Below are 23,263 nucleotides of genomic sequence, written 5' to 3' on the forward strand. Positions count from 1 at the left end.
GGCTCCCCCTAAAGGTCGACTCTCAGACCTTTAGGTTTCGCCAGGCGTTCGGCAGACCGGCAGGAGCGTAACGCCGCCCCGCGAGTTCCGCGCGGCGTGCAGGATGTGCACACCGGGGGCCACGCCGGTCCTTTCTGCACCTTCGTTCCGTTCAAAAGAGTTGTGACGCAACCAATTTCGAACCGCATTGCAACGCGCATGCAACGTCACGGGAGTAGTGTGCTACCCCACACGTCGAAGGGAGTTCGGTTCATGAGCGGCGAGAGTCGTGCCCACCGCGCCACGCGCGGTGTCGAGGAGCACCGCGAGTCACAGGAATATCTGCAGAAGCGGCAATTGCAGAAGGGTACCGCCGGCTGGATCCTGCTGGCCGGGCTGGGCATCAGCTACGTGGTGTCCGGGGACTACTCCGGATGGAACTTCGGCCTCGGGCAGGGCGGCTTCGGCGGTCTGGCCATCGCCGCGGTCATCATCGCGGCGATGTACCTGGCGATGGTGCTCGGCATGGCCGAGATGTCGTCGGCGCTGCCGGCCGCCGGCGGCGGGTACACGTTCGCGCGCCGGGCACTCGGCCCGTGGGGCGGGTTCGCCACCGGCACCGCCATCCTGATCGAGTACGCGATCGCGCCGGCCGCGATCGCGACGTTCATCGGCGCCTACGTCGAATCGCTCAACCTGTTCGGCATCACCGACGGGTGGTGGGTCTACCTCGCCGCGTACGCCATCTTCATCGGCATCCATCTGTCCGGTGTCGGGGAGGCGCTCAAGGTCATGTTCGTGATCACCGCGATCGCGCTGGTCGGCCTCGTGGTGTTCGCCATCGCGGCGATCCCGCGGTTCGACAGCGCCAACCTGACCGATATCGCGGTCACCGACGCTGCCGGCGCCTCGCCCCTGTTGCCCTTCGGTCTGCTCGGAATCTGGGCGGCGATCCCCTTCGCGATCTGGTTCTTCCTGGCCATCGAAGGCGTCCCGCTGGCCGCCGAGGAGGCCGCCGAACCGGAGCGCAACGTCCCCAAGGGAATCATCGCCGGAATGGCGGTGCTGCTGGTGACGTGCGTGACCGTGCTGGTCCTCACACCGGGCGCCGGCGGCGCGGCCGCGATGTCGGAGTCGGGGAACCCGCTCGTCGAGGCCCTCGGTGACAGCACCTGGGCCAAGGTCGTCAACTACATCGGACTCGCCGGGCTGATCGCCAGCTTCTTCTCGATCATCTATGCCTACTCGCGCCAGCTCTTCGCGCTGTCGCGGGCCGGGTACCTGCCGAAGATCCTGTCGGTGACGAACTCGCGCAAGGCACCGACGCTGGCGTTGATTGTGCCCGGCGTGATCGGGTTCCTGTTGTCGCTGATCGGCCAGGGGGCCCTGCTGTTGAACATGGCGGTGTTCGGAGCCGCGCTGAGTTACGTGCTGATGATGGTCAGCCACATCGTGCTGCGCAAGAACGAGCCGGACATGCCGCGGCCCTACCGCACCCCGGGCGGCGTGATCACGACGGGCTTCGCCCTCGTGATCGCGGTACTGGCGGTCATCGCGACGTTCCTGGTGGACAGCGTCGCCGCGTTGTGCTGCCTATTGGTCTTCGCGGCGTTCATGGCGTACTTCGGTCTCTACAGCCGGCACCATCTGGTGGCCAACTCCCCCGACGAGGAGTTCGCCGCCGTGGCCGCCGCCGAGGACGAGCTCAGGTGACCTACCGCCAACAGGTTTGCGGGCACACCTACCAGTTCGACGGTCTCGTCGAGGTGATGGCCAAGGCCACCCCGGTCCGCTCCGGCGACGAGCTCGCCGGGTGCGCGGCCGAATCCGATGCCGAAAGAGCCGCTGCGGCATGGATTCTCGCCGATCTACCGTTGGCCACCTTCCTCGACGAACAGGTGGTGCCCTACGAGACCGACGACGTCACGCGGCTGATCATCGACACCCACGACCGGCAGGCGTTCGCCCCGGTGGCCCACCTGACCGTCGGCGGCCTACGAGACTGGTTGCTGGACACCGCATGTCAGGCCGGCAGCGCCGAACGCATCGCGGCGGTCGCTCCGGGGCTCACCCCGGAGATGGTGGCGGCGGTGTCGAAGATCATGCGCAACCAGGATCTGATCGCGGTGGCCGCGGGCGCTGCCGTGCACGCCGCGTTCCGGACCTCGATCGGGGTGCCGGGCACGCTGGCGACGCGGCTGCAACCCAACCACCCGACCGACGATCCGCGGGGCATCGCGGCGGCCACGCTGGACGGGTTGCTGATGGGCTGCGGTGACGCGGTCATCGGTATCAACCCGGCCACCGACTCGCCGCAGCACACCGAGGATCTGCTGCATCTGCTCGACGAGATCCGGCTGCGGTTCGACATCCCGATGCAATCCTGCGTGCTGACCCACGTGACCACCACGATGGAGCTCATCGAGCGGGGCGCCCCGGTCGACCTGGTGTTCCAGTCGATCGCCGGAACCCAGGGCGCCAACGCCAGCTTCGGCATCACGCTGCCGATGCTGCAGGAGGCCAACGAGGCAGGCCGCGCGCTGGGCCGCGGCACCGTCGGCGACAACGTGATGTATCTGGAGACCGGGCAGGGTTCGGCACTGTCGGCGGGAGCGCACCTGGGCACCGGCGGCCGCCCGGTGGACCAGCAGACGCTGGAGACCAGGGCCTACGGCGTGGCCCGGGCGCTGGACCCGCTGCTGGTGAACACCGTCGTGGGTTTCATCGGCCCCGAGTATCTCTATGACGGCAAACAGATCATCCGGGCGGGGCTGGAGGACCACTTCTGCGGCAAGCTGCTCGGGCTGCCGATGGGTGTGGACGTGTGCCACACCAACCATGCCGAAGCCGATCAGGACGACATGGACACGCTGCTGACCCTGCTCGGTGTGGCCGGTGCCGCCTTCGTCATCACCGTGCCCGGCGCCGACGACGTGATGCTGGGCTACCAGAGCCTGGCGTTCCATGACGCGCTGTATGTCCGCAATGCGCTGAAGCTGCGGCCGGCGCCGGAGTTCGAGGCGTGGCTGGCCCGGCTGGGCATGGCCGACGACGACGGCAGGGTGCTGCCGGTCGATCCAGCCGCCTCTCCGCTGCTGGCCCTGGCGGCTGGGTCATGAGCGCCGCGAAAGACGTTTCCCCCGAGGATGTCTGGGCGCCGCTGCGCAGCGCCACCCGGGCCCGTATCGGTCTCGGGCGGGCCGGCAACGCCCTGCCGTCGCGTCGCGTGCTGGAGTTCAAGGCCGCCCACTCGGCGGCCCGCGACGCCGTCCATGTGCCGTTGGACACCGACGCATTCGCCGCCGAGGTAGAGGCTCTCGGTCTCGGCGCACCGCTGCTGGTGCGCAGCCGCGCGGCCGACCGTGCCGAATACCTGCGCCGGCCCGACCTCGGGCGCCAACCGGCCGACGTCGACGCGCTGCCCCAGACCGGGGCCGACATCGGCGTCGTGCTAGCCGACGGGCTGTCCCCGCGCGCGCTGGCCGAGCACGGCGTCGGACTGCTCACCGCGCTGGCCGATGAGTTCGACGGCCACTACCGGCTGGCGCCGCCGGTGATCGCCACCCAGGCGCGGGTCGCGCTCGGCGACCACGTCGGCGCGGCACTGGGCGTGACGACACTGCTGATGGTCATCGGCGAGCGTCCGGGCCTGTCGGTTGCGGACAGTCTTGGGATCTACCTGACCCATCAGCCGCGGGTGGGCCGCACCGACGCCGACCGCAACTGCATCTCCAACATCCACCCACCGGACGGTTTGGACTACCGCACCGCCGCCCGCACCGCGGCCGTCCTGGTCGCCGGCGCCCGGCGGCTCGGGCGTTCGGGGGTGGCGCTCAAGGACACCTCGCGGGCCCAGCTGCCCGGCTGATCACGCGGTGGTGTCGGCCAGCGCCTCGATCCGCTTCAGCGCGTCGGCGGCCAGCGCCGGCACGTCATAGCCGGGTGCGCCACCGCAGGTGGTGATCTCGACGGCGGCGTTGTGCGCGGCCACGAACAGGTTGTCGCAATTCCAATCAGGCGCGCGCAGGGACCAGAGCACGGTGCCCTCCGGTGCGGTCGACGGGTGTGGCCGCACCTCGAAGTCGTAGGTGCGGTCCCGCATCGTCGTGACGCTCAACGCCGTACCGCCACACCGTTTTACGGTCTGCCGCACCGTGTCCAGCGCCGTGGCGGGATCAAAATCCGATCGGTAGACCGCGACCATCTCCTCGACGTAGAACCGGCCGTCCTCGGTCATCCAGTGCCCGCCGTCGGTGGCCAGCGGGCCGGGCGCGTCGAGGAACGGCGGGTCCACCTCGCGGGCCAGCCCGGCGCAGTGCTCCGGCTCGGCGACCACGAACAGATTGCCGTCCTCGCCGGACACCTTCGGGCTGAGCAGATCGGCGACCTGAAGCGTGGTGATCGGCGCGGCCAGCGATGCGGGCCGCGCCTGCGGGTTGTCCACGTGCCGGGTGCAGGAGGTCAGCAGCGCGACGATCCCGACCCCCGCCGAGCACCATCGCGCCGCCTTCGTCATCGGCCGAAGCCCGCGTCCCGTAACGCCTGCGCCATCGAGCCGGCCGGGCGGCTCTGCTCACGACGTCCGGAGTTGTTGGTGCGCTGCGGATTCCGCTTCGGCGGTCCCGGCCGTTCGGCGCGCCGGGGGCCGCGCTCGGGCTTGGCCTCGTCGTTGAGGCGCAGGCTCAGGCCGATGCGCTGCCGGTCGACGTCGACGTCGACGACCTTGACCCGCACCACCTGACCTGAGCGCACCACTTCGTGCGGGTCGGAGACGAAGCGGTCGGCCATCGCCGAGACGTGCACGAGCCCGTCCTGGTGCACACCCACGTCGACGAACGCGCCGAACGCGGCCACATTGGTCACCACGCCCTCCAGGATCATCCCGACCTTGAGGTCGGCGACCTTCTCCACTCCGGCGGCGAACGTCGCAGTGGTGAACGCCGGACGAGGGTCGCGGCCGGGCTTCTCCAGTTCGGCGAGGATGTCGGTCACCGTCGGGATGCCGAACCGGTCGTCGGCGAAGTCGACGGGCCGCAGTTGCCGCAGCGCGCGTTCGTTGCCGATGATCTCGGCGAGCGTGACGTTCGAGCGGTCCAGGATGCGCCGCACCACCGGATAGGACTCGGGGTGCACGCCGGACGCGTCGAGCGGGTCCTGCCCGTCGCGGATCCGCAGGAAGCCGGCGCACTGCTCGAAAGCCTTGGGCCCCAGCCGGGGAACGTCGAGCAGCGCGCGGCGGTTCTGGAACCGGCCGGCTTTGTCGCGGTGCGCGACGATCGCCTCGGCCAGCGACTCGGTGATCCCCGAGACCCGCGACAACAGCGGAACCGACGCGGTGTTGAGGTCCACGCCGACGGCGTTCACCGCGTCCTCGACCACCGCGCCAAGGCTTCTGGCCAGGATGCCGGGGGTGATGTCGTGCTGGTACTGCCCCACCCCGATGGACTTGGGCTCGATCTTGACGAGCTCGGCGAGCGGGTCCTGCAGGCGCCGGGCGATGGACACCGCACCCCGCAGGGTGACGTCGAGATCCGGCAGCTCGTGCGCGGCGTAGGCCGACGCCGAGTACACCGACGCGCCGGCCTCGCTGACCATCGCCTTGGCCGGCGCCGCGCCCCCCGCTGCCCGAATGTCGGCGATGAGTTCACTTGCCAACGCGTCGGTTTCGCGGGACGCGGTGCCGTTGCCCACCGCGATCAGCTCGACGCCGTGGCGCACCACCAGTGCTGCCAGCGTCGCCTTGGCCTGGTCCCACTGCTTCTGCGGCTGGTGCGGATAGATCGCGCAGGTGTCAAGCACCTTGCCGGTGCCGTCCACGACGGCGACCTTCACCCCGGTCCGGAAGCCGGGATCGAGCCCCATCGTGGTGCGGTTGCCCGCGGGCGCGGCCAACAGCAGGTCCTTGAGGTTCTTGGCGAACACCGCGACGGCGTCCTGCTCGGCCCGCAGCCGCAGCCGCACCCGGGCGTCCACCGACGCCGACACCGACAGCCGGGTGCGCCACGCGAAGCCGACCGTGGCAGCCAGCCACGGGGTGGCCGGTGCGGCCGCGGTCAGGTCGATGCCCAGCGCGGCGGCGATCATCGCCTGGTAGGTGTCCTCGTCTCCGCCGTCCAGGCTCAGCGCCAGCACCTGCTCCTTCTCGCCGCGCAGCACCGCCAGCACCCGGTGGGACGGCATCGCCCAGAGCTGCTCGCAGTGGTCGAAGTAGTCGCGGAACTTCTGCGCCTTCTCCGCGTTCACGGATCCCTCGGATGCGGGCCTGGTCCTCAGCACGCCGTGCTCCCAGAAGCGTTCCCGCAGTGCGCCCACCAGCTCGGCGTCCTCGGCGGCGCGCTCGACGATGATGTGGCGTGCCCCGTCGAGTGCCGCGGCGGCGTCGGGCACGCTCTCACCGAGGTACTCCGCGGCCGCCTCCTCGGGCACCTGGGCCGGGTCGGTCAGCAGGCTTTCGGCCAGCGGCTGCAGGCCAGCCTCGCGGGCGATCTGCGCCTTGGTCCGCCGCTTCGGTTTGAACGGCAGATAGATGTCCTCGACACGGGCCTTGGTGTCGGCGGCCATCAGCGCCGCGGTCAGGTCATCGGTGAGTTTGCCCTGCTCCTTGATCGAGGCCAGCACCGCGTTGCGCCGGTCGTCGAGCTCGCGTAGGTAGGCCAGCCGCTCCTCCAGCACACGCAGCTGACCGTCGTCGAGGCTGCCGGTCACCTCCTTGCGGTAGCGGGCGATGAACGGCACCGTCGCACCCTCGTCGAGCAGGCGCACCGCCGCGGCGACCTGCGACTCCCCCACGGCCAGTTCTGCAGCGAGACGGGCGTTTACGGATTTGACCGGGCCAGACTTGATCACGCGCGGAACCCTACTCGGTTTCACTGACAGCCCGGCGGGTAGCCGCCGGTATGCCCACCGATGTGTCCGACTTCATCCTCGACCGCCTCCGCCAGTGGAACATCACCCACGTCTTCGGCTACCCGGGTGACGGCATCAACGGGCTGATCTCGGCGCTGAGCCGCGCCCACGACGATCCCCGGTTCGTCCAGGCCCGCCACGAGGAGATGGCCGCGATGGCCGCCGTCGGGTACGCCAAGTTCTCCGGCGAGGTCGGGGTCTGCCTGGCGACCTCCGGACCGGGCGCGGTCCACCTGCTCAACGGTCTCTACGACGCCAAACTCGACCATGTGCCGGTGGTCGCGATCATCGGGCAGACCGCGCGCAGCGCGATGGGCAGCAGCTACCAGCAGGAGGTGGACCTGCAGGCGCTGTTCGCCGACGTGGCCAGTGACTATGTCGTCGAGGTCAACGTGTCCGAACAGCTGCCCATGGCGCTGGACCGGGCCATCCGGACAGCGAGGAGCCGGCGCGCGCCGACGGTCGTCATCGTCCCGTCCGATCTTCAGGACACGGAGTACGAACCGCCAGAGCACCAGGGCAAGCACGTCCCGTCCAGCGATCCCGTCGACGAGTTCGGGGTCATCACGCCCGCCGAGGGCCAGGTGCGGCGGGCGGCGGAGATCCTCAACGACGGCGAACGGGTCGCCATCCTGATCGGCCAGGGCGCACGCGGGGCACGGCGGGAGGTCGTCCGGGTCGCCGAACTCACCGGCGCCGGAGTGGCGAAAGCCTTGCTGGGCAAGGACGTTCTACCGGATAACCTGCCGTTCGTCACCGGCCCGATCGGCATGCTCGGGTCCCGACCGAGCCACAAGATGATGCGCGCCTGCGACACCCTGCTGATCGTCGGCTCGAACTTCCCCTACACCCAGTACCTCCCAGAGTTCGGTCAGGCCCGCGCGGTCCAGATCGACGACGACGGCACCTCGATCGGGATGCGGTATCCGACCGAGCTGAACATCGTCGCCGACGCCCGGGTCACTCTGGCTGGGCTGCAACAGCATCTACGTCCGAAGCCTCATACCCACTGGCGCGAAGGCATCGAAACGGACGTGCGGCGGTGGTGGACTGATCTGGAACGGGAGTGCATGCGTCCGGCTCAGCCGGTGAATCCGATGCGTATCGCCTGGGAGCTGTCGGATCGGTTGCCGGACAACGCGATCGTGACAGCCGATTCCGGATCCTCGACAGCCTGGTATGCGCAGTGTGTGAAGTTCACCGCCGGTGTCCGGGGATCGGTGTCGGGAACGCTGGCCTCGATGGGGTGTGCGGTGCCGTACGCGATCGGCGCGAAATTCGCCTATCCCGACCGTCCCGCGATCGCGCTGGTCGGTGACGGCGCGATGCAGATGAACGGCCTCAACGAACTGCTGACCATCGCCCGCTACCGCGACGAGTGGGACGACCAGCGCCTCGTGGTGTGCGTGTTCGGCAACGGTGACCTCAACCAGGTGACCTGGGAGCTGCGCGAGAGCGGCACGCCGAGGTTCGAGCCGTCCCAGACCCTGCCCGCCGTCAGCTACGCCGCGGTGGCGCAGACCATGGGCGTGGACGCCAGGACGGTCGAATCGGAAGACGACCTCGGCCGCGCGTGGGACTGGGCGTTGTCGGCGCCGGGGCCCACCCTGCTCGATGTGCGCTGCGATCCGGAGATCCCGAGCGTTTGACACGTTCTCCAACGGGTACGTCGGAAGGGCTCCCCCACCCGTCGATACGGAGGCACCACATGCCCGCTCCGCGTAAGCGAGACCAGTCCGCCCCTGCCAAGGTCAGTCCCACCGGTGCGTCGAAAAGCACTGACGAACAACCTGATCCGCGCGCACAGACGGGCCGGTTCCTCACCACCGCGCAGGGCGTCCGGATCCCCGACACCGACCACTCGCTGAAGGCGGGCAGCCGCGGCCCCACGCTGATGGAGGACTTCCACCTCCGGGAGAAGATCACCCATTTCGACCACGAACGGATCCCCGAGCGGGTGGTGCACGCCAGAGGCGCTGCGGCCCATGGCGTCTTCGAGGCCTACGGCAACGCCGCCTCGATCACCAAAGCGGCGTTCCTGGCGTCCAAGGGTAAGCAGACCGACGTCTTCTGTCGTTTCTCCACCGTGCTGGGTTCCCGCGGGTCCGCCGACACCGTGCGTGACACCCGGGGTTTCGCGGTCAAGTTCTACACCGACGAAGGCACATTCGATCTCGTCGGCAACAACATCCCGGTCTTCTTCATCCAGGACGGCATCAAGTTCCCCGACGTGATCCACGCGGGCAAGCCGCATCCCGATCGTGAGATACCGCAGGCCCAGTCGGCGCACGACACGTTCTGGGACTTCGTGTCCCTGCACACCGAGGCCACCCACCACGTGCTGTGGAACATGAGTGACCGCGGCATCCCGCGGTCCTACCGCACCATGGAGGGCTTCGGGGTCCACACCTTCCGGCTGGTCAACGCCAAGGGCGAGACCAGCCTGGTGAAATTCCACTGGAAGCCGGTCGCCGGGGTGCACTCACTGGTGTGGGAGGAGGCCCAGCTGGCCGCCGGTTTCGATCCTGACTTCCACCGCCGCGACATGGCCGACGGCATCGAGGCGGGCGCGCCACTGGAGTATGAGCTCGGCGTGCAGGTGATGCCCGACGACGGCACCGAGACCTTCGAGGGCATCGACCTGCTCGACCCGACCAAGATCGTGCCTGAGGAACTGGTCCCGGTGCAGCTGATCGGGAAGCTCACGCTCAACCGCAACCCCACCAACTATTTCGCCGAGACCGAGCAGGTGGCCTTCCACACCGGCAACCTGGTCCCCGGAATCGAGGTCACCAACGACCCGCTGATGCAGGCCCGGCTGTTCTCGTACCTGGACACACAGCTGACCAGGCTGGGCGGCCCGAATTTCACCCAGCTGCCGATCAACCGGCCCCGCTGCCCGGTCAACGACATGTTGCGCGACGGCATGCACCAGACGGCGATCCACACCGGGCAGGCGCCGTACCGGCCGAACAGCATCGACGGCGGCGAGCCCGTGGTCGCCGATGCGGACGAGGGCGGCTACGTGCAGACCGCCCGTCCGGTGGAGGGCCGGGTGGCGCGGGTCGCACCGACGTCGTTCGACGACCATTTCACCCAGGCGGCGATGTTCTACCGCTCGCTGACCCCGATCGAGCAGGCACACGTCGTCGAGGCGTTCACCTTCGAGCTCGGCAAGTGCTACGAGCAAGCCATCAAGGAACGGCAGCTGGAGGTGCTGTCCAACGTCGACGCCGAACTCTGCGAGCAGGTGGCGCAGGGACTCGGACTGCCCGCGCCGAAGGGTAATCCACCGGCCGAGGTGACGCTGTCACCGGCCCTGTCGCAGGTCGTCACCACTCCGGGCCCGGTGAAGGGGCGCAAGGTGGCGATCATCGCCGACAGGGATTCCGATCTCGCCGGGGTCGCCAAACTCGTCAAGTCGCTGGACAAGGCCGGTGTCATCCCGGCGATCGTCGCGCCGGCGGGCGGCACTCTGAAGTCGGGCCGGCGCACCCTGACCGTGGACCGCACCTTCGACACCGCGCGCTCGATCGAGTTCGACGCCGTCGTGGTGGCCGGCGGCGCACTGGAGAATGTCGACATCAAAATGGTGATCCTGCTGCACGAGATGCTGCGGCACTGCAAGCCGTTGGGCGCGTGGGGCGATGCGCGTGCGGCGTTGCAGAAGGTCGACATCGACCTGCAGGATCCCGGCGTGGTGACCGACGATGACGCCTCGTCGTCGTTCGGTGCCGAACTGCTGGCCGCGCTGGGTCTGCACCGGGTGTGGGACCGCGCCGATTCGGTGATGGCCTCGGCGGTGGCACCGGTGCGCGCGGCGGCACCGGCCACCCGCCGGACTCGCCGCAGAAAGTGATATTCGCTTTCCGGATACTGCTCCGCACAGCGTAGGACAGAAGATCAGGCGATCGCTGCGTCGTCCGCACCGCCCATTGCGGAGCGCAGGCGGCGCAGCGACTGGGCCAGGAGCCTCGACACGTGCATCTGCGACATCCCCATCCGCTCGGCGATCTCGGTCTGGGTCAGCGACTCGAAGAACCGCATGATGACGATCCGGTACTCCCGCCGCGGAAGTGACGCCAATTGCGCGCGCAGCTCGTCGCATTCGTCGACGAGGTCGAGGGCCGGATCGGGATCGCCGAGTCGGTCGGCGAGCGACGGGCTGTCCTCACCGGAGGTCGACGCGGCGTCGATCGACCGGGTCTTGAATCCCGCGGCGGCGGTGAGCGCCTCGGCGACCTCCATCCGGTCGACCTCCAACAGGGCTGCCAGTTCCGCCGCGTTCGGGGACCGGCCCAGGCGCTGAGTCAGCTCGGCGCTCGCCGGCGCCAGCGAGGGATAGAGGTCCTTGAGCCGCCGCGGCACGTTGACCGCCCAACCGCAGTCCCGGAAATAGCGTTTGACCTCGCCCAGCATCGTCGGGATCGCGAACGACAGGAACTCTGGGCCGGCCGCCGGATCGAACCGGTTGACCGAGTTCACCAGGCCCACCCGTGCCACCTGCACCAGGTCGTCGTGGGTCTCGCCGCGGTGGTCGTAGCGGCGTGCGATCCGGTCGGCGACGGGCAGGCAGCGGCGGATGATCTCGTCGCGCAGCCTGCCGCGATCGGCCGAGTCCGGGGGCAGCGCGCGCAGCCTGACGAACGCCGCGTGGATCCACGCGAAGTCAAGCTCGTCGCCGGAACTCATGGGGTTCGGGTACCCGTCGCGGTACGGGCGCCACCCGCACACACGAACGCTTCGTTTGATGGATGACCGGCCGCGTCAGGCTGATCCTCGGGCCGGCGCCTGGCCCTGAGCCTCCATCAGCAGCAGCGCCCCGTCGACCGCATTGTCGGCGGAGCGGAACGCCGTGCACAGCACCCGAACCCGGGTGGCCCGCCCGCGCCTGTTCACCGCATCCACGGTGGTGTGCTCGCTGAGGTCACCGTCGACGAAGACCGCGCCGATGAGTGGTTTCAGCTCTTCGGTGGGCAGCCCGATGTCCAAGGTGGGCAGCGCTTTTCCGACGGCCTCATTCCAGCGCAGCCCCCACAGTTCCCGCACCCGCGGTTCCACACCACCACCCGCATCTGCCGGTCCACCACCGCCAGGCCGAGCCGGATGGCCCCGATCAGGGATTCGACGAAAGCCGTCGACTCGTCGAGCTCCACGCTGCGCTCCCGCAACGTGTCGTTGATCGTGTGCAGCTCGTCGTTGGTCGACTGGAGTTCCTCGTTCATGGTCTCGAGCTCTTCGTTGGTGGACTGAAGTTCCTCGTTGGTGGTCTCGAGTTCCTCGTTGGTCGACTGAAGTTCTTCGTAGGCGGTCTCCAGCTGCCGGTTGGTCTGCACGATCTTGTCCACCAGCGCGCGGGTCGAGGTCACGTCGAAGAACACCACCGAGACGCCGAGCAGCGCGTTGTCGCCGTCCACCAGCGGGTTGACATGGATCTCGAACCAGACCGAGTCGCTGCCGGGCCGCTGCCACTGCACGTCCTGGATGCGTGCCGAGCGACGTTCCGACTTCGCCTGGTCGAGGTAGGCGCGCAGCTCGACCGGGCGGTACGAGACCTCGAGGTCGCGCAGCACCCGACCGATGTCGCGGGCCGACAGCCCGAACGTGGTCTCTGCCTGCTGGTTGATCATGGCCACGGTGTCGTCGGCGGCCAGGACGATCTGCGCCACCGGACTGGCGCGGAAGGCGAGGTCCCGGATCGTGGGCAGCCCGGAGGTGTCGATGTGACGCTCGAACATCATCGCGGCGGGGTGACGCTCGCCGTTGTCGCCGGCCGTCGGCACCCTCCGGAAAGACGCGGTGCCTCAGGTTCAGCGGCGTGAACCGGTCGGTGTGGCTGAGCAGCATCTCGGCGTGCCCGAGGAACAGCACCCCGCGCGGGGCGAGCGCGAAGTGCAACCGGCTCACCACGTTGCGCTGGGTGTCGGCGTTCAGGTACATCAGGGTGTTGCGGCACACCAGCAGGTCCACGCGGGAAATGGGTGCGTCCTTGACCAGGTCGTTGCGGCCGAAGATCACAGCCCGCCGCAGGTCTTTCCGGAAGACGTACCGCCCGTTGACCTGGTCGAAATAGCTTTCCAGAAGATCCACCGGCACCGATTCGACGGCCCTGGCGTCGTAGGAGGCCACCCGCGCCTCGGCGAGGATCATCGCCAGCGTGAAGGCCTCCTGACCCGACGCGCACCCGGCGCTCCATACGCGGATCGGGTCGGCGGGGCCTCGCTCGGCCAGCAGTGTGGGCACCACCTCGTCGCGCACGTAGTCCCACGCGTCGGGGTCGCGGAAGAAGCTGGTGACGTTGATCAAGATCGTGTTGAACAGCGCCGCGAACTCGTCGGCGCTGGCCTGCAGCGTGTCCAGGTACTCCTCGTAGCTGTTGAACCCGGCCTGATCCATCCGGTGCCGGACCCGCGGCATCAGCGAGGTGCGCTTGTAACCGGTGAAGTCGAAACCCCGGGCGTCGCGGATGTACCGCAACAAGACTTCGAAGGTCTCGTCCGCGTCGTTGTCGGGCTGTGCGTTCAACCGTCATCCGGTCGCCGAGGTGCTCGGACGTGTCTGAACTTACTCGGTTTGACATCGTGTTCCCCGGGTACGGGGCCACAACGACGAGACTTCTGGGGACACCATGCGCGACGAATTCCATCAGGCCCTCGAGGTCCTGATCGAGGATCTGGCCGAGATGTGCGGCCGCGCCTCGGCGCTCGCACAGGGTGCCTCCACCGCACTGCTCGAAGGCGACGTCGCCGCCGCCGAGCGTGTCGCGTTCGACCTGAAACGGCTGACGCAGTTCGGTAACGCGGTCCACGAGCGCGCGTACAGCATGCTGGCCCTGCAGGCCCCGGTCGCGCGGGACCTGCGCGCCGTCGTCGCCGCGCTCTACATCGCCGCGGACGCCGACCGGATGGGCGGGCTGGCCTCCAACGTGGCGCGCACGGCGCGCCGCAGGCACCCGGAGTCCGTGGTGCCCGCCGACGTCCATGATCTGTTCGCCGAGATGGCTTCCACAGCAACGGAACTGGCGAATCTGGCACAGGCGACCGTGCGGAGCCGGGACGCGGATCTGGCCCGCAAGGTCTGTGAAAGCGACGTACGGATGAACGATCTGCACCGTGAGTTGTTCGCGCGGTTGATGAGCCCGCAGTGGCCGCACGGTCCGACCGTCGCGGCCGACCTGGTGCTACTCGGACGGTTCTACGAGCGCTTCGCCGACCACGCGGTCGAGATCGCCCGTCGGGTCCATTTCCAGGTCACCGGCACCCAACTCAGCGGCGGCGGGGACGAGCACGGCGCCACCCGTCAGAACCCGTCGGCGCATCCGCTGCCGAGGTAGCCGAGCCCGGCGGACCTGACCGCCGCGGGGTCGAGCATCGTGCGGGTGTCGGCGACCACCGCGCCCGGCGCCTGGTCGGCGATCTGCGACCAATCGAGGTCGCCGAACTCGGGCCACTCGGTGAGCAGCACGATCGCGTCCGCGGACTTGGCGGCGCGGTACGGGTCGTCGACGGCGATCACCCCGGCCCGGTCCAGCGCACGGGCGTCTATCGCTGACAGTTGCGGATCGTAGCCGCACACCACCGCACCGTGGGCCGCCAGATGTGCGCACACCGCCAGCGCCGGGGAGTCCCTGGTGTCGCTGGTGTCCGCCTTGAAGGTGAGCCCGAGCGCGGTGATCCGGGCGCCGTCGAGACCGCCCTGCAGCGCTGCGAGCAGCGCGTCGCTGATGCGCCGCGGTTGCGCGGCGTTGGTGGTCCGCGCCGCTTCCACCTCGCCGAGTACCAGATTCCGCGATCGGGCCGTATGCACCAGCGCCGCAGTGTCTTTCGGTAGGCAGGAGCCGCCCCATCCGGGCCCCGGCCGCAGGAACGACGCGCCGATCCTGTCGTCGGCGCCCATGCACGCGGTCACATCCCCGATGTCGGCGCCCAACCGTGCGCACAGCGACGCGATCGAATTCGCATACGAGAGTTTCACCGCCAGGAAGGCGTTGCTGGCGTACTTGGCCAGCTCCGCGCTCTCGGGGCTCATCCGCAGCACCGGGCCGGCGTCGCCGTACGCGGCGCACACCAGCTCCGCGTCATGACAGGTCAGGGCGCCGACGACGATGCGGTTCGGGTGCACGAAGTCGGCGACCGCGTGACCTTCCCGGAGGAACTCCGGGCTGGACACCACCCCGATCCGCGCCGGCCTCAGTCGCCGCGCGGCCCGGCGCGTGGTGCCCACCGGCACGGTGGATTTCAGTGCGACCACCGCCCCCGGCTGCAGCACCGCCTTCAGCCGGTCCAGCGCCTGGTCGACCGCTCTCAGGTCGGAGGCCCCGTCGTCGCCCTGCGGTGTCGGCACACAGACGAACACCACGTTGCGGTCGGCCAGCCTCGCGAAGTCCGTCGAGAACCGCAGCGTGCCGGCCCGCGTGCCGGCGGCCATCAGCGGCGCCAGTCCGGGCTCGTCGAGCACCGCGACGCCCGCGCACAAACGGTCCACCTTGGCCCGGTCGATGTCGACGGCGGTGGTGTCCACGCCGCGGTGCCCGCCCAGGCAGACCGCGGTCGTCAGCCCGACGTAGCCGGTGCCGACCACGCCGACGCGCACCGGTCCGCTCATGGATGCCTGGCCAGCACGTCGCGGGCGGCGTCGAGCACCTGTGCGGCCGACAGTTGCAGCAGCCCTGGGTCCGGTTCGCCCGCATGCGGGTCGCCGCGCTCGCCGGCCCATAACGTGACGTGGCACCCGTTGCCGCGCGGGCCCCAGTGCGCGGGCGGGGTGGGGCCGAACAGCAGCACCGACGGCGTCCCGGTGGCCGTCGCCAGGTGCCCGACGCCGGTATCACCGCAGATCAGCAGTCGGCAGTCGCTGACCAGCGCGACCAGCGCGAGCAGATCCGAGGTGTCGGGCCACATCGCCGATCCCGGCAGCCCCGACGCGGCCCGGACCTCCCGGACCAGACCGGCTTCGGCGCTCGATCCGGTGATCACCACCCGCGCACCCCGCTCGGACAATGCCGCGGCGACCTCGGCGAACCGCTGCGCCGGCCACTGCCGCGCCGGCGCCCCGGCGCCGGGGTGGATCACCACCGCATCGGAGTGGTCCGGGTACCCGTCGGGCCGTTTGATCTCCAGATCTGCGGCGCGGCAGACGATTCCGGCCCAGTGCAGGATCTGGCACCAACGGTCGACCTCGTGCTGGTCGGGTTGCCACGGCGGGCCGGCGATGTGCGGGAAGTCGTCGTGCCGGTGGGTCAGCAGCATTCGTGGCCGCAGGGCCAGCAGCGCCGCGATCGACTGCGGTCCCCGTCCGTGCAGGTTGACCGCCAGGTCCGGCCGGTCCGCGATGCCGCGGATCGGGCCCAGCTCCGGGGTGTCGACGACGTCGTCGACGGCGCCGGTGTGCAGGGCCAGCGCGCGGTACCGTGCGGGTGCGGCCAGGGTGATCCGGGTGTCGGGGTATCGGCGCCGCAGTCCGCGCAGCGCGGGCACCGCGGTGAGCAGGTCGCCGAGCCCCAGCGCGCGCAGCGCCACGATGGTCTGCGGGTCGCGACTGTCCGGCACTAGGGCCATGACGATTCTGTGGACGCGCACACCACGAGTTCGCGTATCTCACAGCCAGGCGGCTGTGAGAGTGCGAACAACACGGCGGCGGCCACATCCGAGGGCTGGTTGAGCTTGGCGTCCGGTGGCGGCTTGTACTGCTCGGTGCGGCTGTCGAAGAACGCGGTGTACATGCCGCCCGGGACCAGCAGGGTGACCCCGATGTCACCGGCAAGTTCGGCGGCCAGCGCGCGGGTGAACCCGACCACCCCGAACTTCGACGCGCAGTAGGCGGTCGCGTCGCTGACCGCCTTGATCCCCAGCGTCGACGCGCAGGTGACGATGCGGCTGCGGCCAGTCGCCAGGTAGGGCAGCGCCGACCTGATCACGGCCGCGGTGCCGAACAGGTTGACCATCACCACCCGCTCCCACTCCTTGGCGGGGACCTGGCGCAGGGGGCCGCAGGCGTCGATGCCCGCCGCGGTGAACACCCCGTCGATCGGCCCGCCGGTCTGCTCGGCCAGCGCGGCGACAGCGGCCTCCACGGCGTCGGTGTCGGCCAGGTCCGCGCACACGTGGGTGATGCCGTCGGCCGGACGGTCCTTGTCGATCACCAGCGGTGTGCCGCCGCGTGCCCGCACCGCATCGGCGACCGCCGCGCCCAGTCCGGACGCGCCGCCGGTGATCAGCACCGTCCCGGGGTTCGCGATGTCTGCCATGTGTCTCACCTTTCTTCGGTTGGCCCGGACCGCGCCGCGGCGATCAGGGCGGACGAGGAGTAGCCGGCCACCGTCGGCACGATGACGACGTCACCGCCGTGGCGTCTCACGACGCCGGCCTCGGGCAGGGCGTCGGCCGTGTAATCGCCGCCCTTGACCCAGATGTCGGGCCGGATATCGGACAGCAGCCGCTCCGGCGTCGCCTCGTCGAACACCGCCACGGCGTCGACGCAGGCCAGCGCGGCAAGCACCCTGGCCCTGTCTGCGGCCGCCACCACCGGCCGGCCGGGACCCTTCAGCGCGCGCACCGACGCGTCGGAGTTGATCAGCACGATCAGCGCATCACCGAATTGCCGTGCGGTGCGCAATAACCGGACATGGCCGATGTGGAGCAGGTCGAAACATCCACCGGTGGCCACCACCGTGCGCCCCACCGCGCGCAACCGCTGCGCCAGCGCGACCGCATCGGTGGCGTCATGGTCGTCGGTACCCGGGTGCGTCTCGCTGCACACCGGCGCCGACACCGCACCCGCCCCGCCCGCGGCGACGAAGCGGGCGGCGGCGTCCACCGCTTCGGTGACGGCGGCCACGGGGCCGGCACCGGCGCCCAACGCGGCGGTCGCCGCCACGGCGAACCGGTCGCCGGCGCCGCACACGTCGCCGGCCGATCCGGTGCCGACCGGCGCCGCGGGGCCGATGTGGGTGACGCAGCCGTCCGCGGTGAAGACCCGGGCGCCGCGGGCGCCCAGGGTCACGCACACCGCGTCGGCGTTCCAGCGTTCCCGCAGCACTACCCCGGGTAGGCCTTCGGTACCGCAGAAGTGTTGGGCCTCAGCCTCATTCGGCGTGACCAATCGGCATCTCGGGGTGGGGACGGCGCCGCGCGGGTGCGGATCCCACACCACCGGAACGCCGCGCGCGGCGTGGCCGAGCGCGGCACGCAGCGCCGGCAGTGCCGCGACTCCCCCGCCGTAGTCGGCGACGCAGACCGCCTGCGCGTGGGACAGCGCGTGCACCGCCTCGTCGGGCAGCGGCGCGGCAACCGGGGTGGCTGTGCCGCGGTCGATGCGCAGCACCGACTGACCGCGCGCCCTGACCCGGGTCTTGGTCACGGTGGCCCCCCGCATCGGCAGCGCGATCAGCCGCACCCCGGCCGACCGCAGTAGTTCGCGGAGTTGTTGTGCCGCAGCGTCTTCGGCGATTCCGGCGATGAGGACGACGTCGTCGCGGGTGCGCGCCGCCAACTGTGCGGCCAGCCCGGCCCCTCCCGGCCGCTGCCAGCTGCGTTCGACGTCGACCACCGGGACGGGGGCTTCCGGGCTGAGTCGCGTCGCGGACCCCTCGACGTCCAGGTCGAGCATCACGTCGCCGACGACGACCAGCGGTGCGGCGCTCATGCCGGCACCGATCCGAGGATGCGCTCGTCGACCGCCATGCACAGGGCGTGGACCAGCAGCAGATGCACCTCCTGCACGGTGGCCGTGCCCGGTGCGTCCACGCTGATCGCGTGGTCGCACATGGCCGCCAGCGGATTGGGCGCCGGCCCGGTGAGGGCCCAGGTGCTCATCCCGATCTCGTGCGCGGCCTTGACCGCCGTCAGCACGTTGTGACTGGTGCCGCTCGTCGACAGCGCTATCAGGACGTCGTCGCGGCGGCCGTGGGCGCGGACACCTCTGGCGAAGATCTCGTCGCCGCCGTAGTCGTTGACCACCGCGGTCAGCGCGGACGTATCGGCGTGCAGCGCGATGGCCGACAACGGCTGCCGCTCGTCCTTGAACCGCCCGACCAGTTCGGCGGTCAGGTGCTGGGCCTCGGCGGCGCTGCCGCCGTTTCCGCACGCCAGCAGCCGCCCGCCGCCGAGCAGGACCTCGGCGAGCCGGTGCCCCCAGGTGTCGATCAGGCGGATGTGACCGCGGGTTCGGTCCACCGCCTCGATGAGATCGTCGAAATGGGTCGCGATCATGGTGTACCTCCCCACTCGTGCACCGCGGCCAGCAGTGCGATGTCGGTGATGTCGTCGAGACAGGTGTGGCGGCGCAACGGGCAGGTGCGGGCCCGCGAGCCACGGCACGCGGCGTCCTGGTCGCCGAGCACGGTGGCTGGGACCCCGTACGGGGCCCACTGGGACGGGGGCACCACCGGGGCGAACAGCGACACCACCGGGGTTCCCACGGCCGCGGCCAGATGTGCCGCCCCGGTGTTGGGCGCCACCACCACCCGGGCGCCCGCCAGCACCGCCGCAAGCTCCGCGAAGCCGGTGCGGCCGCCGAGGTCGAGCGCGTGGTCGGCGGCGACCTCGGCGGTCAGGTCCCGTTCGTCGGCGCCGCCCGTCACCACGACGCGGTACCCGGCCCGGTCCAGGGCGGTCACCATGGCCGCGCTGCGGTGTGCGCTGGGCCGGCGGGCCGGGACCGCCGCGCCAGGATGGAACACGACGTAACCGCCGGTGCCGGGCAGCTCGGCCAGCGCGGGCACCGGCGTCGCCGGCCGCAGGACGCGCAGCGCGCCGTCGTCCCCGTCGGGCAGCCGGCAGCCGGCCGCTTCGGTCAGCGACAGCGCGCGCAACGGTTCTGGGATCCCGTCGGGCACCTGGTGGCGCAGATCCAGCAGACTGCCCGGGTAGTCGACGCTGATCGCCCCGACCCACGGCACGCCGGCCATGCGGCACAGCAGCGCCAGCGGCAGCGGCGACTGGTGGAACGACGTGAAGATGTAGGCGCGGTCCGGGGCGGTGTCGCGCAGTCGTTTGATCAGGCCGTCGGCGTGCGCCGCGGTGAGCTCGGGGGCGTCGAAATCGACCCAGGGCGCCTGCCATTCGATGATCTCGTCGACTCCTGGCAGCAACTGGGCGGCGGCCTGCCCGCGCGGGCCGGCCAGCATCACCACCCGGTCGTGTGACGCGGCGACGGCGCGGATCGCCGGGCCGGTGACGAGCACGTCGCCGGCGCTGTCCAGGCGGGCGACCAGAGCCGAGGTCATCGCGCCTCCCGCAGCACCAGATCCACCGCCGCGGCCAGCGTGGGCGCCACCGCGGCGCGCGGATGCGCGCGTGCGGCGACAATCTCCTCAGGGCGGGTCCGCCCGGTGGGTACCAGCACCGCCCGCGCCCCCGCCGACAGCGCGGCAGTGACGTCGCCTCCGGTGTCGCCGATCATCACGCACCGCTGCGGTGGCACCCCGAGCTCGGCGGCCGCCGACAGCACCATCCCGGGCGCCGGTTTGCGGCAACGACATCCGTCGTCCTCGCCGTGCACACACACCTGCCAGCAGTCGAACGGGCCGAGCGCTCCGTTCACGGCCGCGTTGACCGCGACGAGCTGGCGCGGGGTGATCAGCCCGCGCGCGACACCGGACTGATTGGTCACCACCGCCAGCAGCAGCCCGTGTCTGCGCAGTCGGTCCAGCGCGCGGTCGGCGCCGGGCATCGGCACGACACCGTCCGGGTCGTTGAGGTACGGGCCGTCCTCGATCAGCGTGTCGTCGCGGTCGAGCAGCACGGCCAGCGGCGGCTCCGGCCGCGCGTGCCGGTGCTGCCATTCCCCGACCACCCGGTGCGCCACCGCCGCCGGAGGAATCATGATGCTGCTCACGAGGATCCGGCTGAACTCCGGAACCGTGCGGGGGCCGCGCAGGAACCGGCGGGTGGCGAAGTCGGCGGTCAGCCCGGCCCACAGCAGCCCGGACACGGCGGCGGCGGCGCGCCGCCGCCCGATCGCGGCGGTCAGGCCCGCGACGGCGCTCGCCGAGGTCGCCAGGTGACCGGGAAGCCGTCCCCGGCCCTCCCCGATCCGGGATCGCCAGTGGCGGCCGAACTTGCGGCGCATCAGTGCGTTGTCCCGGTTGCCGATCTGCACCCGGACCGACGTCAGCCAGGTCGCCGGCGCCACCGGGTGGCCACAGCGGCGCGAGCCGTCTTTGATCCGGTGCCCGGCCGAGACGATGCGCAGCGCGAGGTCGGAGTCCTCCCGGTAGGCGCGGGGAAAACGCTCGTCGAAACCTCCGACGCCGACCAGGACGTCGCGCCGGTAGGCCATGTCCGCGGTGATCCACCGCGCGCCGGCCAGCCGCAGCGTGCGCTGTTCGTCGTCGCTCGGCGCTCGGCTCGGCTCGGCGCGGGGCACCTCGATGCCGCCCTGCGATCCGGCCGCCCGCACCGACTCGGCGACCGTGAGGTCCTGTCGCAGTGCCCCCAGCCAGCCCGCGCATGGCAGGACGTCGTCGTCGAGGAAGCACACCCAGCGGGTGGCGGCGGCCCGCCAGCCGACGTTGCGGGCCGCCGCCGGCCCGCGTCCGCCGCCGTGCAGCACCTGCACGCTCACCCCGCCGGGCAGTGGCAGCGGTCCCGGCCATGCACGGTCGTCGACCACCAGGATCTCCGCGGGCCGTGGCCCGGCGTCGCACTGCAGCGCGCACAGCAACTGCGCCAACGACTTCCGGCCGATGGTCGGGATGACCAGGGTGACGTCCATGCTCATCGCGGCCGCCGGAGCAGGTAGGGTCCGATGGCGAGCAGGTCGATCGGCGCGCTGCCGAAGCACTCCAGCGCGTCCTGCGGGCTGTCGACCATGGGCCGGCCGGCGGTGTTGAAGCTGGTGTTCACCACCACCGGCACGCCGGTGCGGGCCGCGAACCGGGTGATGGCGGCGTGCAGCAGGGGCTGACCGTCGTCGACGGTCTGGACGCGCGCGGTGCCGTCGACATGGGTGACCGCCGGGATGCGGGCGCGCCACCGTTCGTCGACGTCGTGCACGAACAGCATGTAGCGGCTCGGCAGCGGACCGCGGCCGAAGATCTCACCGGCGCGGTCGGCCAGCACCATCGGGGCGACCGGGCGGAACTGCTCGCGTCCCTTGACGTCGTTGAGCCGTTCCAGGTTCGCCACGCTGCGCGGATCGGCCAGCAGCGACCGCCCGCCCAGCGCCCGCGGACCGAACTCCGAGCGGCCCTGGAACCACCCCACGAGCTGGTTGTCGGCCAGGGCGTCACCGACCGCGCCGGCCAGATCGGCGGGCCGCTCGTACGGCACCGCCGCCCGGTCCAGCACCGTACCGATCTGCGCGTCGGTCCAGCCGCGGCCCAGCTGGGCCGACGGCATCGGCGCGATGCGGTCACCGGCCTCGGCGGCCAGGGCCAGTGCCGCGCCGAGCGCGGTCCCGGCGTCGCCGGCGGCGGGCTGGACCCACACCCGGTCGAATCCGCTCTCGGCGTAGATGCGGGAATTGGCGACGCAGTTCAGTGCGACCCCGCCGGCCAGGCACAGACTGTCGCCGTCGACACGCCGGCGCAGCCACCCGGCCAGGTCGAGGAGCACCTCCTCGACCACGCGCTGGACGCTGCACGCCAGGTCGGCATAGACCGGCTCGGGTCGGGCCAGCGCGGAGATCTTCTCGCGGGGCGTCGGTGTCCGCGGCGGCGCGAACTCGGTCCAGTCGACGGGCTCGGTCTGGAAGCCTCCGTCCCCGCGCGCGTACACCTTCTCGCGCAGTCGGTCGGCGAACCGCGGGCTCCCGTAGGAGCCCATCGCCATCACCTTGTACTCGTCGCTGGAGCGCGCGAATCCCAGGTGTTCGGTGAGGCTCTCGTAGAGCAGGCCCAGGGAGTGCGGCAACGGCTGAGAAGCCAGCACGTCGAGTTTCTGGTCGCGGTACACCCCGGCCAGCATCGAGGTGCGCTCCCCGCGGCCGTCGACCACGAGCACCGCGGTGTCCGGGTGCGGTGAGGCCAGCGCGGTCGACGCCGCATGCGCGACGTGATGGCGGACGTGGCGCACGACGGACGGATCCAGTCCTGGCAGGGCGGTCGCCAGGAATCGCGGCGCCCGCTGCGCGTACATCGTGCGCAGATACTCCCAGTCGCGGTCCAGGCCGTCGGTCTGCCCGTTCTCCCCGTCCATCAGCGCCGGTTCGTAGGAGTAGCCGACCGCATCCAGGTCCGGTGGCCTCAGGCCGGCCTCCTCCAGGCACCAGCGGGCCGCGGCCACCGGCAGCTCCCAGGTCGAGAACGGCACCGCCTGCTTGCCGTGCTTGCGCCGTGAGAATCGCTCCTCCTCGGCCGCGGCCACGATCTGTCCGTCGACCACCACCGCAGCGGCGGGATCGTGAAAGACCGCGTTGACACCGAGAATTCGCATGT

At 70.7% G+C, this 23,263-nt stretch carries 18 protein-coding genes and 1 pseudogene; 7 read left to right on the top strand and 12 right to left on the bottom strand.

Annotated features, from left to right (window positions below; genetic code table 11):
* The first annotated feature begins 252 nt into the window (after positions 1–252).
* Genes eat through eutC form a run of 3 tightly spaced genes read left to right on the top strand, consistent with a single transcriptional unit; the run spans position 253 to position 3,847 of the window.
* Entirely contained in the window at positions 253–1,692 is a 1,440-nt protein-coding gene (gene eat, locus ACXMYJ_RS01305; protein WP_260752616.1) for an ethanolamine permease, read from the top strand.
* Positions 1,689–3,098 carry an ethanolamine ammonia-lyase subunit EutB gene (locus ACXMYJ_RS01310; RefSeq protein ID WP_260752614.1) on the top strand — a complete coding sequence of 470 codons (1,410 nt, stop codon included), beginning with the start codon at positions 1,689–1,691 and terminating at the stop codon, positions 3,096–3,098. Before eat ends, ACXMYJ_RS01310 begins: the two co-directional genes overlap by 4 nt.
* On the top strand, positions 3,095–3,847 hold the full coding sequence (eutC, locus tag ACXMYJ_RS01315; protein WP_260752613.1) for an ethanolamine ammonia-lyase subunit EutC: 753 nt from the start codon (positions 3,095–3,097) through the stop codon (positions 3,845–3,847). Before ACXMYJ_RS01310 ends, eutC begins: the two co-directional genes overlap by 4 nt.
* Here eutC and ACXMYJ_RS01320 read toward each other — a convergent pair whose 3' ends face one another.
* Positions 3,848–4,495 carry a sensor domain-containing protein gene (locus ACXMYJ_RS01320; protein ID WP_460353454.1) on the bottom strand — a complete coding sequence of 216 codons (648 nt, stop codon included), beginning with the start codon at positions 4,493–4,495 and terminating at the stop codon, positions 3,848–3,850.
* Positions 4,492–6,825 carry a Tex-like N-terminal domain-containing protein gene (locus ACXMYJ_RS01325; protein WP_460353456.1) on the bottom strand — a complete coding sequence of 778 codons (2,334 nt, stop codon included), beginning with the start codon at positions 6,823–6,825 and terminating at the stop codon, positions 4,492–4,494. The genes ACXMYJ_RS01320 and ACXMYJ_RS01325 overlap by 4 nt, the downstream gene beginning before the upstream one ends.
* A gap of 50 nt (positions 6,826–6,875) precedes the next feature.
* Here ACXMYJ_RS01325 and ACXMYJ_RS01330 point away from each other — a divergent pair, with 50 nt between their 5' ends.
* Positions 6,876–8,534, top strand: coding sequence for a thiamine pyrophosphate-requiring protein (locus tag ACXMYJ_RS01330; protein WP_460353458.1), 1,659 nt, complete (start codon positions 6,876–6,878; stop codon positions 8,532–8,534).
* A gap of 59 nt (positions 8,535–8,593) precedes the next feature.
* Positions 8,594–10,744: a catalase gene (locus ACXMYJ_RS01335; RefSeq protein WP_460353461.1), complete on the top strand. Its 2,151-nt coding sequence runs from the start codon at positions 8,594–8,596 to the stop codon at positions 10,742–10,744.
* Positions 10,745–10,788: 44 nt separating this feature from the next.
* Here the strand turns inward: ACXMYJ_RS01335 and ACXMYJ_RS01340 are convergent, their stop codons facing one another.
* A complete protein-coding gene (locus tag ACXMYJ_RS01340; RefSeq protein ID WP_260752605.1) occupies positions 10,789–11,577 on the bottom strand; it encodes a SigB/SigF/SigG family RNA polymerase sigma factor in 789 nt (262 codons plus the stop codon).
* 75 nt (positions 11,578–11,652) lie between these two features.
* A pseudogene (locus tag ACXMYJ_RS01345) lies at positions 11,653–13,365 on the bottom strand (CheR family methyltransferase).
* Here ACXMYJ_RS01345 and ACXMYJ_RS01350 point away from each other — a divergent pair.
* Both ACXMYJ_RS01350 and phoU read left to right on the top strand, forming a co-directional pair.
* Positions 13,325–13,447 carry a hypothetical protein gene (locus tag ACXMYJ_RS01350; RefSeq protein WP_460353531.1) on the top strand — a complete coding sequence of 41 codons (123 nt, stop codon included), beginning with the start codon at positions 13,325–13,327 and terminating at the stop codon, positions 13,445–13,447. The pseudogene ACXMYJ_RS01345 and the gene ACXMYJ_RS01350 sit on opposite strands and share 41 nt — an antisense overlap.
* 66 nt (positions 13,448–13,513) lie before the next feature.
* A complete protein-coding gene (gene phoU, locus ACXMYJ_RS01355; protein ID WP_460353463.1) occupies positions 13,514–14,218 on the top strand; it encodes a phosphate signaling complex protein PhoU in 705 nt (234 codons plus the stop codon).
* Here the strand turns inward: phoU and ACXMYJ_RS01360 are convergent.
* Genes ACXMYJ_RS01360 through ACXMYJ_RS01395 form a run of 8 tightly spaced genes read right to left on the bottom strand, consistent with a single transcriptional unit; the run spans position 14,185 to position 23,261 of the window.
* A complete protein-coding gene (locus ACXMYJ_RS01360) occupies positions 14,185–15,489 on the bottom strand; it encodes a UDP-glucose dehydrogenase family protein (RefSeq protein ID WP_460353466.1) in 1,305 nt (434 codons plus the stop codon). The genes phoU and ACXMYJ_RS01360 overlap by 34 nt on opposite strands.
* Entirely contained in the window at positions 15,486–16,442 is a 957-nt protein-coding gene (locus ACXMYJ_RS01365; protein WP_460353468.1) for a glycosyltransferase family 9 protein, read from the bottom strand. The genes ACXMYJ_RS01360 and ACXMYJ_RS01365 overlap by 4 nt, the downstream gene beginning before the upstream one ends.
* Complete coding sequence (locus ACXMYJ_RS01370) at positions 16,433–17,131, bottom strand: SDR family oxidoreductase (protein WP_460353470.1); 699 nt, start codon at positions 17,129–17,131, stop codon at positions 16,433–16,435. Before ACXMYJ_RS01370 ends, ACXMYJ_RS01365 begins: the two co-directional genes overlap by 10 nt.
* Positions 17,132–17,136: 5 nt before the next feature.
* Positions 17,137–18,528, bottom strand: coding sequence for a D-glycero-beta-D-manno-heptose 1-phosphate adenylyltransferase (gene rfaE2, locus ACXMYJ_RS01375; RefSeq protein ID WP_460353472.1), 1,392 nt, complete (start codon positions 18,526–18,528; stop codon positions 17,137–17,139).
* On the bottom strand, positions 18,525–19,094 hold the full coding sequence (locus ACXMYJ_RS01380) for a D-sedoheptulose-7-phosphate isomerase (RefSeq protein WP_460353475.1): 570 nt from the start codon (positions 19,092–19,094) through the stop codon (positions 18,525–18,527). Before ACXMYJ_RS01380 ends, rfaE2 begins: the two co-directional genes overlap by 4 nt.
* Positions 19,091–20,110, bottom strand: a complete 1,020-nt coding sequence (locus tag ACXMYJ_RS01385; protein ID WP_460353478.1) for a glycosyltransferase family 9 protein — start codon at positions 20,108–20,110, stop codon at positions 19,091–19,093. The genes ACXMYJ_RS01380 and ACXMYJ_RS01385 overlap by 4 nt, the downstream gene beginning before the upstream one ends.
* On the bottom strand, positions 20,107–21,606 hold the full coding sequence (locus ACXMYJ_RS01390; protein ID WP_460353481.1) for an HAD-IIIA family hydrolase: 1,500 nt from the start codon (positions 21,604–21,606) through the stop codon (positions 20,107–20,109). The genes ACXMYJ_RS01385 and ACXMYJ_RS01390 overlap by 4 nt, the downstream gene beginning before the upstream one ends.
* Positions 21,603–23,261, bottom strand: coding sequence for a carbamoyltransferase family protein (locus ACXMYJ_RS01395; RefSeq protein WP_460353483.1), 1,659 nt, complete (start codon positions 23,259–23,261; stop codon positions 21,603–21,605). Before ACXMYJ_RS01395 ends, ACXMYJ_RS01390 begins: the two co-directional genes overlap by 4 nt.
* Positions 23,262–23,263 lie beyond the last annotated feature (2 nt).

The sequence above is a fragment of the Mycobacterium sp. ZZG genome, from assembly GCF_054786995.1.